The organism is Shewanella sp. SM23 (genome assembly GCF_025654295.1).
GTDB classification, from domain to species: domain Bacteria; phylum Pseudomonadota; class Gammaproteobacteria; order Enterobacterales; family Shewanellaceae; genus Shewanella; species Shewanella oncorhynchi.
The window spans coordinates 148,387-162,226 of record NZ_JAKKRM010000005.1; the positions used below are offsets into that span (position 1 = coordinate 148,387).

At 45.0% G+C, this 13,840-nt stretch carries 14 protein-coding genes; 13 read left to right on the forward strand and 1 reads right to left on the reverse strand.

Annotated features, from left to right (window positions below; all coding sequences use genetic code 11):
* Positions 1-246 precede the first annotated feature (246 nt).
* The 7 genes from L5L98_RS08755 (at position 247) to secF (ending at position 6,947) form a co-directional block, all read left to right on the forward strand.
* Complete coding sequence (locus tag L5L98_RS08755; RefSeq protein ID WP_212599331.1) at positions 247-843, forward strand: PepSY-associated TM helix domain-containing protein; 597 nt, start codon at positions 247-249, stop codon at positions 841-843.
* Between the two features lie 16 nt (positions 844-859).
* Positions 860-1,372 (forward strand): DUF2271 domain-containing protein, encoded by a 513-nt coding sequence (locus L5L98_RS08760; RefSeq protein WP_263140095.1) that lies wholly within the window; start codon positions 860-862, stop codon positions 1,370-1,372.
* Positions 1,373-1,427: 55 nt separating this feature from the next.
* Positions 1,428-2,246 (forward strand): DUF4198 domain-containing protein, encoded by an 819-nt coding sequence (locus tag L5L98_RS08765; protein WP_263140096.1) that lies wholly within the window; start codon positions 1,428-1,430, stop codon positions 2,244-2,246.
* Between the two features lie 298 nt (positions 2,247-2,544).
* On the forward strand, positions 2,545-3,021 hold the full coding sequence (gene greA / locus L5L98_RS08770) for a transcription elongation factor GreA (protein WP_028761461.1): 477 nt from the start codon (positions 2,545-2,547) through the stop codon (positions 3,019-3,021).
* A gap of 386 nt (positions 3,022-3,407) precedes the next feature.
* A complete protein-coding gene (locus L5L98_RS08775; protein WP_263140302.1) occupies positions 3,408-4,001 on the forward strand; it encodes a hypothetical protein in 594 nt (197 codons plus the stop codon).
* Positions 4,002-4,227: 226 nt separating this feature from the next.
* Entirely contained in the window at positions 4,228-6,042 is a 1,815-nt protein-coding gene (gene secD / locus L5L98_RS08780) for a protein translocase subunit SecD (protein WP_105251696.1), read from the forward strand.
* Between the two features lie 2 nt (positions 6,043-6,044).
* Positions 6,045-6,947, forward strand: coding sequence for a protein translocase subunit SecF (gene secF, locus L5L98_RS08785; RefSeq protein WP_263140100.1), 903 nt, complete (start codon positions 6,045-6,047; stop codon positions 6,945-6,947).
* An 89-nt stretch (positions 6,948-7,036) separates the two neighbouring features.
* Here secF and yhbY read toward each other — a convergent pair whose 3' ends face one another.
* Positions 7,037-7,336: a ribosome assembly RNA-binding protein YhbY gene (gene yhbY, locus L5L98_RS08790; protein WP_006082725.1), complete on the reverse strand. Its 300-nt coding sequence runs from the start codon at positions 7,334-7,336 to the stop codon at positions 7,037-7,039.
* A gap of 90 nt (positions 7,337-7,426) precedes the next feature.
* Here yhbY and rlmE point away from each other — a divergent pair, with 90 nt between their 5' ends.
* The 6 genes from rlmE (at position 7,427) to secG (ending at position 13,834) form a co-directional block, all read left to right on the forward strand.
* The gene (rlmE, locus tag L5L98_RS08795) at positions 7,427-8,056 is read left to right on the forward strand and encodes a 23S rRNA (uridine(2552)-2'-O)-methyltransferase RlmE (RefSeq protein WP_006082724.1); all 630 of its coding nucleotides are present in this window, start codon (positions 7,427-7,429) and stop codon (positions 8,054-8,056) included.
* Between the two features lie 29 nt (positions 8,057-8,085).
* On the forward strand, positions 8,086-10,056 hold the full coding sequence (gene ftsH, locus L5L98_RS08800) for an ATP-dependent zinc metalloprotease FtsH (protein ID WP_168822810.1): 1,971 nt from the start codon (positions 8,086-8,088) through the stop codon (positions 10,054-10,056).
* A 212-nt stretch (positions 10,057-10,268) separates the two neighbouring features.
* A complete protein-coding gene (folP, locus tag L5L98_RS08805; protein WP_028761455.1) occupies positions 10,269-11,102 on the forward strand; it encodes a dihydropteroate synthase in 834 nt (277 codons plus the stop codon).
* 80 nt (positions 11,103-11,182) lie between these two features.
* Positions 11,183-12,520, forward strand: coding sequence for a phosphoglucosamine mutase (glmM, locus tag L5L98_RS08810; protein ID WP_263140103.1), 1,338 nt, complete (start codon positions 11,183-11,185; stop codon positions 12,518-12,520).
* Positions 12,521-12,714: 194 nt separating this feature from the next.
* Positions 12,715-13,497, forward strand: coding sequence for a triose-phosphate isomerase (tpiA, locus tag L5L98_RS08815; protein WP_006082720.1), 783 nt, complete (start codon positions 12,715-12,717; stop codon positions 13,495-13,497).
* Position 13,498: 1 nt separating this feature from the next.
* Positions 13,499-13,834 carry a preprotein translocase subunit SecG gene (gene secG, locus L5L98_RS08820; RefSeq protein WP_028761453.1) on the forward strand — a complete coding sequence of 112 codons (336 nt, stop codon included), beginning with the start codon at positions 13,499-13,501 and terminating at the stop codon, positions 13,832-13,834.
* The last annotated feature ends 6 nt before the right edge of the window (positions 13,835-13,840 follow it).

Here is a 13,840-nt window from a genome sequence, read left to right on the forward strand (position 1 = left end):
TTTGAGTGCTAAAAACAGATTTACCCCTAAGTGCTTTATTTTTAGCACTTATTTTTCTTCTTACTTTTTAACTTCTTTTTCAGTATTGAATATGTAAAGTTTGTAAACTTTGTTCTGTTTGATAATAGATCTCATTTAATCTCGGCGCATTAAATTAGTTTAATGCAGCTCATTTCTCTCTTTAGCTGCATAGGGAAAGCAGACTCTGGAGGTATTTCTCTTTGGTTTGTTTTTGAGAGTGCATCATTGAAATTAAGAGTCAGTAAGTCATCTTTGTCCTTTGCCCGCATTATTCATGTTTATGTGTCTATGGCTTTATTGTTGCTGATGCTGTTTTTTGCGGTGACAGGTATAACGTTAAATCATCCTAATTGGTTTTCTCAAGCTGATCAGGAACCTAAGCGGGAACAAGTGCCAATCCCAGCCTATTTGTTACCCGTTAATGCCCAAGACTCACAATGGCGTCTGGCTGCGGGTCATTGGTTGAAAAGTGAATGGGCTATGGATATGGCGAGTGCCGATATCGATGAAGATGAAATTAGTTTAGTCAGCAAAGGACCTGGTACTTATCGGAGTCTGACTTTGGACTTACTCGACGGGCAAGCCTATGTCGAAACCTTAGATTACGGTGTCGTTGCCGTAGTGAATGATTTGCATAAGGGCCGTAACACAGGCACAGCTTGGGCTTGGATACTCGATCTCAGCGCTGTGCTTATCATTTTATTTTCGCTCACTGGGGCTTATTTGTTGCTGCCTCAAACCAAGCGCCTCAAAAAGTCATTGTTATACATGGTACTCGTCAGCAGTAGTTGCGGGCTTGTGTATGTTTATTTTGTTCCATAAGGAGTGTAGGCCGAGTATGCGTCATCTTATTCGCACCATTGCGGTGAGTGCTTTGTTTGTCAGTTCGGTGGCGTTTGCGACGCCTAAAATGACAGTCGATTTAACCTTGCCTGAAATTACCGAAGGGCAATATCACAGACCTTATGTGGCTGTATGGGTTGAGGATGCCAAGGGGCAAACGGTTAAAACCTTAAGCCTTTGGGTATGGGATGAAGGCCATAAATGGTTGAAAGATATCCGTCGTTGGTGGCGTAAAGCCGGACGTGAAGATATGAGCTTTGTTGACGGAATAGCATCTGCGACACGTCCCGCGGGTCATTACAAAATCGATTGGGATTTAAGAGATGAGGCGGGAAAAGTGCTTGAACCAGCCACTTACACTGTATTTATTGAAGTGGTGCGTGAACACGGTGGTCGCGATCTTGTACGACAAAATATCGATTTAGCTGCGGGAGATTTCTCTGTGCAGTTGCCCGCCACGACAGAAACTGGCGTTATCGACATACGCTTAAGCGGCATGGCTCGTTGAGTCAATCCATTAAATATTTAGCCCGTCTATTAATCGTTAAACTTAAGGAAAAGGCATGAAATTACGTCTTATTGCATTACTTGGCACACTTTGTATTAGCCCATTGGCAAGTAGCCACGACAGATGGATTTTACCTAGCCACTTCAACGTTTCGGCTGAAAGTGAAGAAATTGTGTGGATTACCTCAGATGTGTCTGCCAGCAATCAAGTGTTTATGATGGATAAACCTTTTAGTGCCAGTGATGTGCGTGTGCTACAGCCAAATGGAAAACCAACGTCTCCAAGCTCAAGTTACACGGGCGGACGTAAGTCGGTGTTTGATGTACAACTGATGCAAGATGGCACTTATAAGTTTGAAAAAGAAGTTTCACCTCGTTATTTTTCTCAATATAAAGTTAAAGGAAAAGAAGGGGTTGTACGCAGCCGTATGGATAAAAAAGCCACAACTGCTGCTATGCCAAAGGGAGCCTATGAACTTGAAAGTTCTTTAAATGTGTCGCGGGTTGAAACCTATGTCACACGTAATAAGCCAACTGAGGAAGTGTTAAAGCCTAAGGGGGAATATTTAGAACTAGTGCCTGTGACTCATCCTGCAGATATTGTTGAGAACGAAGCTGCTACCCTGCAATTTGTTTTCGATGGTAAGCCCGTTGAAGGCGTTAAAGTCGCCATTATGAAAGACGGTAGCTTATATCGAAACAAACCAGAGGAAATCGAATTTACCTCAGATAAAGACGGTAAAATTTCAATGATCTTACCTTCAGCAGGACGTTATCTCTTACATGCGGCAATTGAGCGCCCTAATGCAGATAAATCCCTTGCTGATAAAACGGTTAGTGAAATCTTTTTGACTTTTGAGGCTGGGCTTGAATAAATGAGTTAACCTCTATTTGAGGTTTTTGCTTTGAGTCTTAATGCCCACGGTCTAAATGGCGGGTGGGCATTTTTGTCCCCATTTCGAGCTAAAACTTGTGCGAAATTTCCTTAGGTATACAGATTTGAATTTGATTACTGGTAACTCTGCTTAAGGTTGGGTAAGCTGCGTCAATGCATTGTTCTTGGTGCATCAAAAGCGCATAACGATTAGAATAGCGCAATTCCACCCTCATTTGACTGTGTTGACCTTAGCGTTGGCACGGGTTGCTTTTGTTTTAAAGGAGACGAAAGAAGTTATGACTAAGGTTCCTATGACAGTTGTCGGTGCAGAGCAGCTGCGTAAAGAGTTAGATATTCTCAAGTTTGACCGTCGCCCTAAAATCACTGAAGCAATTGCTTCAGCGAGAGAGTTAGGTGACTTGAAAGAAAACGCGGAATACCATGCGGCTCGTGAGGAACAAGGTATTTGTGAAGCACGTATCCGTGATATTGAGGGTAAGTTATCTAACGCGCAAATTATCGACGTCACTAAGATGGTGAATAACGGTCGTATCATTTTTGGCGCCACTGTGACTATTTTAAATCTCGATACCGATGTTGAAGTGACTTATCGCATAGTCGGCGATGACGAAGCGAATATTAAAGAAAACCTGATTTCAGTGAATTCACCAATAGCCCGCGGTTTAGTCGGCAAAAATGAAGGTGATGAAGTGTCTATTACTACGCCAGGTGGTATGACAGATTACGAAATCATCTCAGTACAGTATTTATAATCTGCTTATAATACTTTGCTTGTAGTGTTGTGAGCGTGACTCATGCGATATCGCTAAAACCGTCCTAGGGCGGTTTTTTGTTATCCGCGAATTAAGTTTGTTTACGGCTTGAGTTTAGGGCTTTAGCCAAGGATATCGATCGCGCTTCAGCGTTGAATTCGGGGTAAGATGGACAAAGTTTAATTTGTCTCTTTATAGGTTTTTACCTAAGCTGCCATCCTAAGCAAAATCAACATTGGCGAAATGTGTATGTTGTGTTTTTGCGCGAGTTTCACTTTATGGACCCACAGTTAAGCATCAAAAGCGAACAGTGAATTGGTTCATCCTTAGTTTGATAACGTTTTATAAGAGGGCACGCTTTGGTCAAACATTGGCGTACAGGATTGATGTTAGTTTGCGTGGCGATCATGTTGATTGCGCACTCGGCTAGCTATGCGCCAAAACCCTCAGTACAGCGCAGTGATGCAACTCGCCATTATGCTCAGATGCATACTGTGAGTCTTGATAGCTCGACTCCCCATACAAAGCGAAGCGCTGAGCCTCAAAGCTTACCCGATGCCGATGTTATCGCCCAAGACAATGCACAGCTCAATGCCCAATTTAATACACAGTCTGATGCGCAAACTGTTGAAAGCTGCGGCTCACCGAATAGTCATGATACCGATCTAGTCAATTCAGAATTAGAATCACAGCCAGCACCTTGTCCGAGTTCTGGCTATGTGAGTCATTCAGATGACTTAGATTTTGCCCCGATAAATTCGCCGCGATTTATCAGTCTTGCCCAGCACGATGTGCGTGAGGTCAAGCCAGTATATGTACTCGCTGTAGACTTTACTGCCGAACCGACATCCAATGTCGTTGAACCCACTGATCTTGATATCACATCAGATTGGACGCTTTCTGCTGTTTCTTCCCCCGCCCGAATTTCGGGTTGGAAAGTCTCAAATCTTCAATATCGATTTAGCCAACAAGCCGCTTAGCTCGCCTATTTAGGCATGACGTTGATAGGAGCCTACTCTTATCGATTTTTCATGCTGTTGCCTTTTTGTACTCACCGAAACTTTTTATAGCTGCTTAAGTAAGCAGTGATGATTTGAGCCTTACGAGCTTAGCCGCTGGTACTCAATTACGTGTTTCGGACTGATATCAATATGTTTGCTTAGCGATTTGATTCAAATGCTGAGCGTTAAATAGCGAGTTAATCCCATGGAAAGAAAACCCAATCAACGGCTGCTAAATCACTATTCAGCTTGGAAATACTTAGTGCTTATCGTCACTATTATCGTGATGCTATTCAGTGCCTTGCCGACATTTTACGGTGAGGATGCGGCGGTGCAGGTGGGCGCGAAGGCGGGTTTAACGCTCACACCTATTGCCCTTCGAGATAAGCTGCAAGCTGAAGGCGTGACGGTCAAACGTATCGACCAAAAAAATGGTGAAACCTTAATTGTCCTCGATGCGGATAACCAACAAACCTTAGTCAAAACTTTAGTCTCTTCTATGGTCGCAGAGCCAAAAGAATTGACTTTATCCCTTGCCAGTGCGGCGCCAAGTTGGTTACAAAACTTAGGCTTTCAGCCGATTAAACTCGGGCTCGACTTGCGCGGTGGCGTACAGTTCTTACTCGATGTTGATATTGATCCTGTTTATCAAACTCAGGCCGAGACGCTTGTTGATTCGCTACGTCAATTCATCCGTGAGCAGAAAATTCGTGGTGCCAGCGTGCATTTGGACCAAAGTCATCAGTTAAACATGACGTTGCCCGATAATGATGCCCGTGCTGCCGTGCGTCAAATGATGAAAGAGTCCTATCCTAATTGGCAGCTATCCAATGCAGATGGCGCGGGTTTACTGATTAAGTTGAGCCAAGAAGAGCAAACGAAACTGCGTAATTTGACAGTGCAGCAAAACTTACAAGTGATGCGCAGCCGTATTGAAGAACTCGGTATCACTGAAGCTTTAGTGCAGCGTCAAGGGGAGCATCGAATTCGGATTGAATTGCCTGGAGTCCAAGATCCTGCCGCTGCCAAGAATGTTATCGGTGCTACGGCGAGTTTGGCCTTTTTCGAGGTTAAAGAGTCTGGCTCCGTTAATGCTATGGTACTCAATGACAAGTCTGGTAAGCCTATTTATGTGAGCCGCACACCAGTGCTGGGTGGCGATCATATTGTCGATGCGAGGGCGAGTTTAGGCGAGATGGGCATGGCGGAGGTGAACATTAACCTTGACCGTGTGGGCGGGCAGAAAATGTCTGAGTTTTCCCGTACCAATATCGGCAAACCTATGGCGACGTCTTACAGTGAATACAGCCGTGATGAGCAAGGTAAGGCAAAGCAAACACAAGAGATTATCAGTGTTGCGACTATTCAATCCCAACTTGGAGATCGTTTTCGCATTACGGGTGCAGGCTCCTATCAAGAAGCACAACAATTAGCCCTGTTACTGCGAGCGGGCTCTATGACGGCGCCAGTGACTATTGTTGAAGAGCGCACTATTGGCCCGACGCTGGGTGCTGAAAACATTGAAAACGGTTTTGCGGCCCTTGGTTTAGGGATGGGGATTACCTTGCTGTTTATGGCGCTTTGGTATCGCCGTCTCGGCTGGGTGGCGAATATAGCGCTGATCTCCAATATGGTGATCCTGTTTGGTTTACTGGCGCTTATCCCTGGCGCTGTGTTGACCTTACCTGGGATTGCGGGTTTGGTGTTAACAGTCGGTATGGCGGTTGATACCAACGTACTGATTTTCGAGCGAATAAAAGACAAGTTAAAGGAAGGTCGCAGTTTTGCGCTGGCAATTGATACGGGGTTTGATAGCGCGTTTTCTACTATTTTCGACGCCAACTTCACCACTATGATTACTGCTGTGGTGCTTTACTCCATAGGTAATGGTCCAATCCAAGGTTTTGCCTTGACCTTAGGTCTAGGTCTATTGACCAGCATGTTTACCGGTATCTTTGCTTCAAGGGCCTTGATCAACTTAGTTTATGGACGTGATGCTAGCCGTCATGTGAAGGTATAATCATGAAAAATATTAATCTAACTAAATGGCGTTATGTTTCGAGTGCTATCTCAATTTTGTTGATGCTAGTGTCATTAACCATCATCGGCGTGAAAGGTTTTAACTGGGGCTTAGATTTTACTGGCGGTGTCGTCACCGAAGTGCAGATCGATAGAAAAATTACCAGCAGTGAATTGCAACCTTTACTTAATGTCGCTTATCAGCAAGAGGTGAGTGTAGTCTCCGCCAGTGAGCCGGGACGTTGGGTGTTGCGCTATTCCGATATAAAGAATGCCGATACAGAGCAAGGTAATATCGATATTCAGCAGGTATTAGCGCCGCTTAACTCTGAAGTGCAAGTGCTTAACAGCAGTGTTGTCGGGCCGCAGATTGGTCAAGAATTGGCAGAGCAGGGCGGTTTGGCGCTGTTAGTCGCTATGCTGGCGATATTAGGTTATTTAAGTTATCGCTTCGAATGGCGACTCGCATCGGGTGCCCTATTCGCTTTAGTGCATGACGTAGTGTTCGTGCTGGCATTTTTCGCCTTGACTCAGATGGAGTTTAATTTAACGATACTTGCGGCTGTGCTGGCGATTTTAGGTTATTCCTTAAACGATTCGATCATTATCGCTGACCGTATTCGTGAATTATTGATTGCTAAGCCAAAGCTTGCTATTCAAGACATTAACAACCAAGCAATTGTGGCGACGTTTTCTCGCACTATGGTGACCTCAGGAACAACCTTAATGACGGTCGGTGCGCTGTGGATCATGGGCGGTGGGCCCCTGGAAGGATTTTCGATTGCAATGTTTATCGGTATATTAACTGGCACATTCTCTTCGATTTCGGTTGGTACCTCATTGCCTGAGTTATTAGGCTTAACGCCTGAGCATTATAAGGAACAAGTGATTTCTGAAACACCTTAGGGCTATGCTAATCGCTTAAATTAACAGCGAAAACAAAAAGGCCACTCGATTGAATGGCCTTTTTGTTAACACGATAAAATCAAGAAAAATTACTTTGCCTTTGGCAAAGCAATTTTCATTTCTGGTGATTGACGATAAATCACCAGAATATGACCAATAAGTTGCACTTTTGCGGATTGAGTTTCACGTACTATGGCATCAACGATGGCATTTTTTAGCTCTCTGTCGGCAGAGGCTACTTTCACTTTAATCAGTTCATGATAAGCGAGTGCGCTTTCAATTTCAGCGAGTACACCTTCAGTCAATCCATTGGCACCAAGCAGCACCACTGGCTTTAGCGGATGCGCTAGACCTTTTAAATGCTGTTTTTGTTTGGTTGTTAAGTTCATTTCTACCAACTTTTGCTGAGTTACTGTTGAAAAACGGCTATTCTACCCTTATATAGCCTTTGTGTAACTCTCAATTGTTGCGGATTTTAAATGTCAGGTATAAAACGTACGGCCAGTTCTAATCGCTGGATGCTAGAACACTTTGATGATCACTATGTCAAACTAGCCCAAAAAATGGGCTTGCGATCTCGCGCTGCGTTTAAGCTTGAGGAGATCCAGCAAAAGGATCAACTAATTCGCCCAGGCATGACTGTGGTTGATCTCGGTGCCGCTCCGGGAGGTTGGTCTCAAGTGGCAGTTAAATTAGCGGGAGATAGAGGTAAAGTCATCGCCTGTGACATTTTGCCTATGGATCCCATCGTCGGCGTCGATTTTTTGCAAGGGGATTTTCGTGAAGATAAAGTCCTTCAAGCATTACTTACTCGCGTCGGTGATGCTAAAGTTGACGTTGTGTTGTCTGATATGGCACCCAACATGAGTGGTTCAGATAGTGTTGATCAACCCCGTGCCATGTATTTAGTGGAATTGGCGTTAGATATGTGCCATCAAGTATTGGCTCCTAATGGCTGTTTTGCGGTAAAAGTCTTTCAGGGGGAGGGCTTTGACGAATACATGAAAGCGGTAAAAGCAGTGTTTAAAGTCGTTAAAACACGTAAACCAGACTCTTCACGGGCTCGTTCCCGCGAAGTCTATCTTGTGGCGACAGGGTACAAGTTGTAGTAACCTAGCGTTAATAATCGCAAGACTTAATGAGGTCTAGTAATTTGAGTGACATGGCAAAAAATCTAATACTCTGGGTTGTCATCGCCGTTGTGCTGATGTCAGTGTTTCAGGGTTACTCCCCCTCTTCTTCGTCATCGCAGAAGATGGATTATTCTACCTTCTTAGATAATGTCCGTGATGGACAGGTCGCAACTGTTGAAGTTAAGAGCGACCAACGTACTATTGAAGGTGCTAAACGAACTGGTGAAAAATTCACTACTATCATGCCGTTATATGACCAAGATTTAATTAATGATCTTGATCGTAAAGGCATCACTATGAAGGGCCAAGAAGCCGAAGAGTCAGGGTTCCTTACCCAAATCTTCATCTCTTGGTTCCCGATGTTATTGCTTATCGGGGTATGGATTTTCTTCATGCGCCAGATGCAAGGCGGCGGTGGCAAAGGCGCTATGTCCTTTGGTAAGAGCAAAGCCAAGCTGATGAGCGAAGATCAGATTAAAACTACTTTTGCCGATGTTGCTGGTTGTGATGAAGCAAAAGAAGAAGTGAAAGAGCTGGTTGATTACCTGCGTGACCCAACTAAATTCCAAAAATTGGGCGGCCGAATTCCAACGGGCGTACTGATGGTGGGTCCTCCAGGTACAGGTAAAACCTTGCTGGCGAAAGCCATTGCGGGTGAATCTAAAGTACCTTTCTTCACTATTTCAGGTTCTGATTTCGTGGAAATGTTTGTTGGTGTCGGTGCATCCCGTGTGCGTGACATGTTTGAACAAGCGAAAAAGTCGGCACCTTGTATTATCTTCATCGATGAAATCGATGCGGTCGGTCGTCAACGCGGCGCGGGTTTAGGTGGTGGTCATGATGAACGTGAGCAAACACTGAACCAAATGCTGGTTGAGATGGATGGCTTCGAAGGTAATGAAGGCGTTATTGTTATCGCGGCAACTAACCGTCCAGACGTACTCGATTCTGCGTTACTTCGTCCGGGTCGTTTTGACCGTCAAGTGGTCGTTGGTTTACCAGACGTTCGTGGTCGTGAGCAGATTTTGAAAGTGCATATGCGTAAAGTGCCGCTTTCTGAAGATGTGAAGGCGAGTGTGATTGCTCGTGGTACGCCAGGTTTCTCGGGTGCTGATTTAGCTAACTTAGTGAACGAAGCTGCCTTGTTTGCGGCTCGCGGAAATCGCCGAGTTGTAGGCATGGAAGAATTTGAGCGTGCAAAAGATAAAATCATGATGGGTGCTGAGCGCCGCTCTATGGTGATGTCTGAAGCAGAAAAAGAAATGACTGCTTACCATGAAGCGGGCCATGCGATTGTGGGTTGTTTAGTGCCAGAGCACGATCCTGTGCACAAGGTGACTATCATTCCTCGCGGCCGTGCGCTGGGTGTCACTTTCTTCTTACCCGAAGCTGACTCAGTGAGCCAGAGCCGTCGTAAGTTAGAAAGCCAAATTTCGGTCGCCTACGGTGGTCGTTTAGCTGAAGAGCTTATTTACGGTACTGAGAAAGTGTCGACTGGCGCATCACAGGACATCAAATACGCGACATCTATTGCGCGTAACATGGTGACTCAGTGGGGCTTCTCGGATAAGTTAGGTCCATTGCTGTATGCAGAAGAAGATGGTGAAGTCTTCTTAGGTCGCAGCATGGGTAAAGCTAAAGCGATGTCCGATGAAACTGCAACCATTATCGATGCTGAAGTAAAAGTCTTTATCGACAAAAACTACGCGAGAGCGAGACAGATATTGACGGATAACCTCGATATTCTGCACTCAATGAAAGAAGCCTTAATGAAGTATGAAACCATTGATTCACTTCAAATTGACGATTTAATGAAACGCCGTGAAGTGCGTCAGCCTGCTGATTGGCAAGTGGATGACAATGGTTCTAACGATAAAGGCAATGGTCATGGTGAACCAGCAGCGAAAGCTGAAGACAGTGTGACTGCACCTGCTGAGCCAGAACTGAAAGATCCTGATGAATCTCCAGCTAAGTAATGTGTTGTGAAACCAAAGAAAACCCCGTAAAGGGGTTTTCTTGTTTTACCTTGTTAGCAATTTGACTGCGCTGTCATTGATACTCTCTGCCACCATTGATATTTATCTTCTGACAGTTAGTCATTTCGGATAGAAAATGAAGGCTTGAAATTAATGACGCAAGTTATGCCAGTGAGTAAAATCGTAAGTGTTCGTATTACAGGAGTAAATGCGTGTTTGAACTGATTGCTGGCACTAAACGCCTCGCGTTATCTTCACCCATTGTGATGGGGATTCTTAATGTCACTCCCGATTCTTTTTCCGACGGTGGTCAATATTCTTCCTATGAGCTTGCCTGTCAGCATGCAGATGACATGGTGGCTCAAGGCGCGGGAATGATAGACATTGGCGGTGAGTCGACAAGACCTGGCGCTGCCGAGGTGAGCTTAGCCGATGAACTTGCGCGGGTGATCCCGTTAGTGAAATATGTTGCGGCGCACCATGATGTGTGGATTTCGGTTGATACCAGTAAGCCTGAAGTCATGCGTCAAGCTGTTGCTGCGGGCGCGCATTTGATTAACGATGTGCGCGCCCTGATGGAACCCGGTGCGCTTGAAGCTGCTGCAGAGTTGCAAGTCCCCATATGCTTAATGCATATGCAAGGTGAACCCAAAAGCATGCAATTTGCACCGACTTACCATAATGTTATTGAAGAAGTTTCTGCCTTTTTAACTGAGCGGATTGAAGCTTGCTTGCGAGCAGGGATCCCCCGTGAATTATTAATACTCGATCCGGGATTTGGTTTTGGTAAAAGCTTAGAGCATAACTATGAATTACTGGCGAAGCTCGACTGTTTTGCCCAGTTTGATTTACCGATATTGATAGGATTGTCTCGTAAGAGCATGATAGGAAACCTCTTAGCAAAACCGACCTCAGAACGTCTTGCTGGGAGCCTTGCTGGCGCTATGATAGCGGCCCAAAAGGGCGCTCATATCATTCGTGTGCATGATGTTACTGAAACTGTGGATATGCTCAAGGTGTTACAAGCGACACAAGCGTATTTTTAAGCATCGTTATGCTCTCGTTAAGCATTTAATTAATATTATGATCCCAAATCATTGGGACACATTTGAGTTTGTGGAGCGATATGAAAGAACGTAAATTTTTTGGAACTGACGGTATTCGGGGAAAGGTCGGTTCAGGTCAAATGACGCCTGAGCTTGCGCTTAAGTTAGGTTGGGCGGCGGGGCGCGTGTTATCCCGCAGTGGTACCAAAAAGGTGATTATAGGGAAAGATACCCGTATTTCGGGCTATATGTTTGAGTCAGCATTAGAAGCTGGCCTTTCTGCTGCAGGCCTTAATGTGATGTTAATGGGACCTATGCCAACGCCAGCAGTAGCCTATTTGACGCGCACGTTTCGCGCCGAAGCTGGGGTGGTGATCAGCGCGTCACACAATCCGTATTATGATAACGGTATTAAGTTTTTCTCCACCGACGGCAGTAAGTTAGACGATAACCTAGAGCTAGAAATTGAAGCAGAGCTTGAGAAGCCCCTCGTTTGTGTTGAGTCACATCTATTGGGGAAGGTATCGCGTATTGAAGATGCCCGTGGCCGTTATATTGAGTATTGCAAAGGTAATTTTCCTGCAGAACACACGTTAACTGGGCTAAAAATTGTGGTTGATTGTGCCCATGGCGCAACTTATCACATAGCGCCAGCTGTGTTTCGTGAGTTAGGTGCCGAGGTGATTGCTATAGGTGATAAACCCAACGGGATGAACATCAATGATAAAGTGGGCGCGACGTCCATGGGTAAAATTTGTGAAACCGTTCTAGCCGAAAGTGCCGATTTAGGTATTGCACTCGACGGTGACGGTGACCGTATTATGATGGTCAACAGCAAAGGCGAAGTGATCGACGGCGATCAAATTTTATATATTCTGGCCTGTGATGCGAAATCCCGTGGCGTATTACGCGGTGGTGTAGTTGGTACGTTAATGTCAAACCTTGGGCTTGATCTCGCCTTGCAAGCATTAGACATCCCCTTTGCGCGTTCGAAAGTGGGCGACCGTTATGTGATGGAACTACTTAAAGAACTCGATTGGCGCATTGGCGGTGAAAATTCAGGGCATATCCTCAATCTTGATCACGGCACAACTGGTGATGGCATAGTTGCGGGGATTTTAGTGTTAGCGGCTATGCGTCGTCAGGATGCCACGCTAGAAGAACTGACTTCTGCGATGGAAATGTTGCCGCAGGTGTTAGTCAATGTGCGCTTTGAAGGCGAACATGACCCTCTTAAGTCAGATAAAGTTAAAGCGGCGCAGGCACAGGTTGAATCTCAACTGGGCGTGCGTGGCCGAGTATTATTACGTAAGTCAGGCACTGAACCTTTGATCCGTGTCATGGTTGAAGGTGACGATCATAGGGCAGTATTGGCGCACGCAAATTTGATTGCGGATGCGGTAAAATCGGCAAGCTAATATTTGCTAATTTTGTAATGAGTGCGGCTGATACCAATTTAAAATTAAGGTGTTAGCTGCACAAATGAACAGAAAACAGCTTTGGCGTGTAAAAAATAAGCATTCCAACCTGATATCTGAAAAAATTCGAATTTAGCTATTGTAACTTAATAAGTGGTTCGCTATTATTCACGCCGCTTTCAGAGGAGACAGTGATGGCACTCAGACGTCCTATGGTAGCTGGCAATTGGAAGATGAACGGCAGTGCGGCATTAGCCCAAGAGTTGTTCAAAAAATTTGCCTCTAAGCTCCAAAATGATTCAGCTGAAGTGGTTTTATGCCCGCCTTCTATCTATCTAGAGAGCGTTAGGCAACTGCTAGAAGCAAACAAGGAAGCGTTAGACGGTTCACTTGTTAGGATGGGCGCACAAAACCTAAGTCAACATGACTTTGGCGCTTATACCGGAGAAGTTTCAGGTCAGATGCTCAAAGATTCAGGATGTCGATATGTAATTATCGGGCATTCAGAACGTCGCCGTATGTACGGAGAGACGAGTAATATCGTAGCGGAGAAATTCGCCGCTGCACAAAAGCATGGCTTAACTCCAATTTTATGTGTGGGTGAGTCAGGTCCAGCACGTGAAGCAAGACGCACCTTTGAGGTGATTGCTGAAGAGTTGGATATAGTGATCCAGAAAAATGGCACTATGGCTTTTGATAACGCTATTATCGCCTACGAGCCGCTTTGGGCTGTAGGAACAGGTAAAAGTGCTACACCAGAGCAGGCACAAGAAGTTCATGCGTTTATTCGCAAACGCCTCTCTGAAGTGTCTCCGTTTATCGGAGAAAATATCAGGATTCTCTACGGTGGTAGTGTGACACCGAGTAATGCTGCAGATTTATTTGCCCAACCTGATGTTGATGGTGGACTGATTGGCGGTGCTAGCTTAAACTCTAGCGAGTTTTTAAGTCTGTGTACCATAGCGATGAGCGCATAATATGTATGAAGTTCTAGTAGTTATTTACTTGTTGGTTGCATTAGGTCTAATCGGCTTAGTATTAATTCAGCAAGGTAAGGGAGCTGACATGGGGGCCTCTTTTGGCGCCGGTGCATCAGGTACTCTTTTTGGTTCAAGCGGTTCAGGTAACTTCCTGACACGTAGTACGGCGATTCTTGCCATTGCGTTTTTCACTTTAAGTCTGCTTATTGGTAACTTAAGTGCAAACCACGCAAAAAATGAAGATTCATGGAAAGATTTAGGTTCAGACACTGAACAGGTTACCCAACCTGTTGAGCAAGGAACCCAAAAGTCAGAAACGAAAATTCCTGACTAGTAAAAG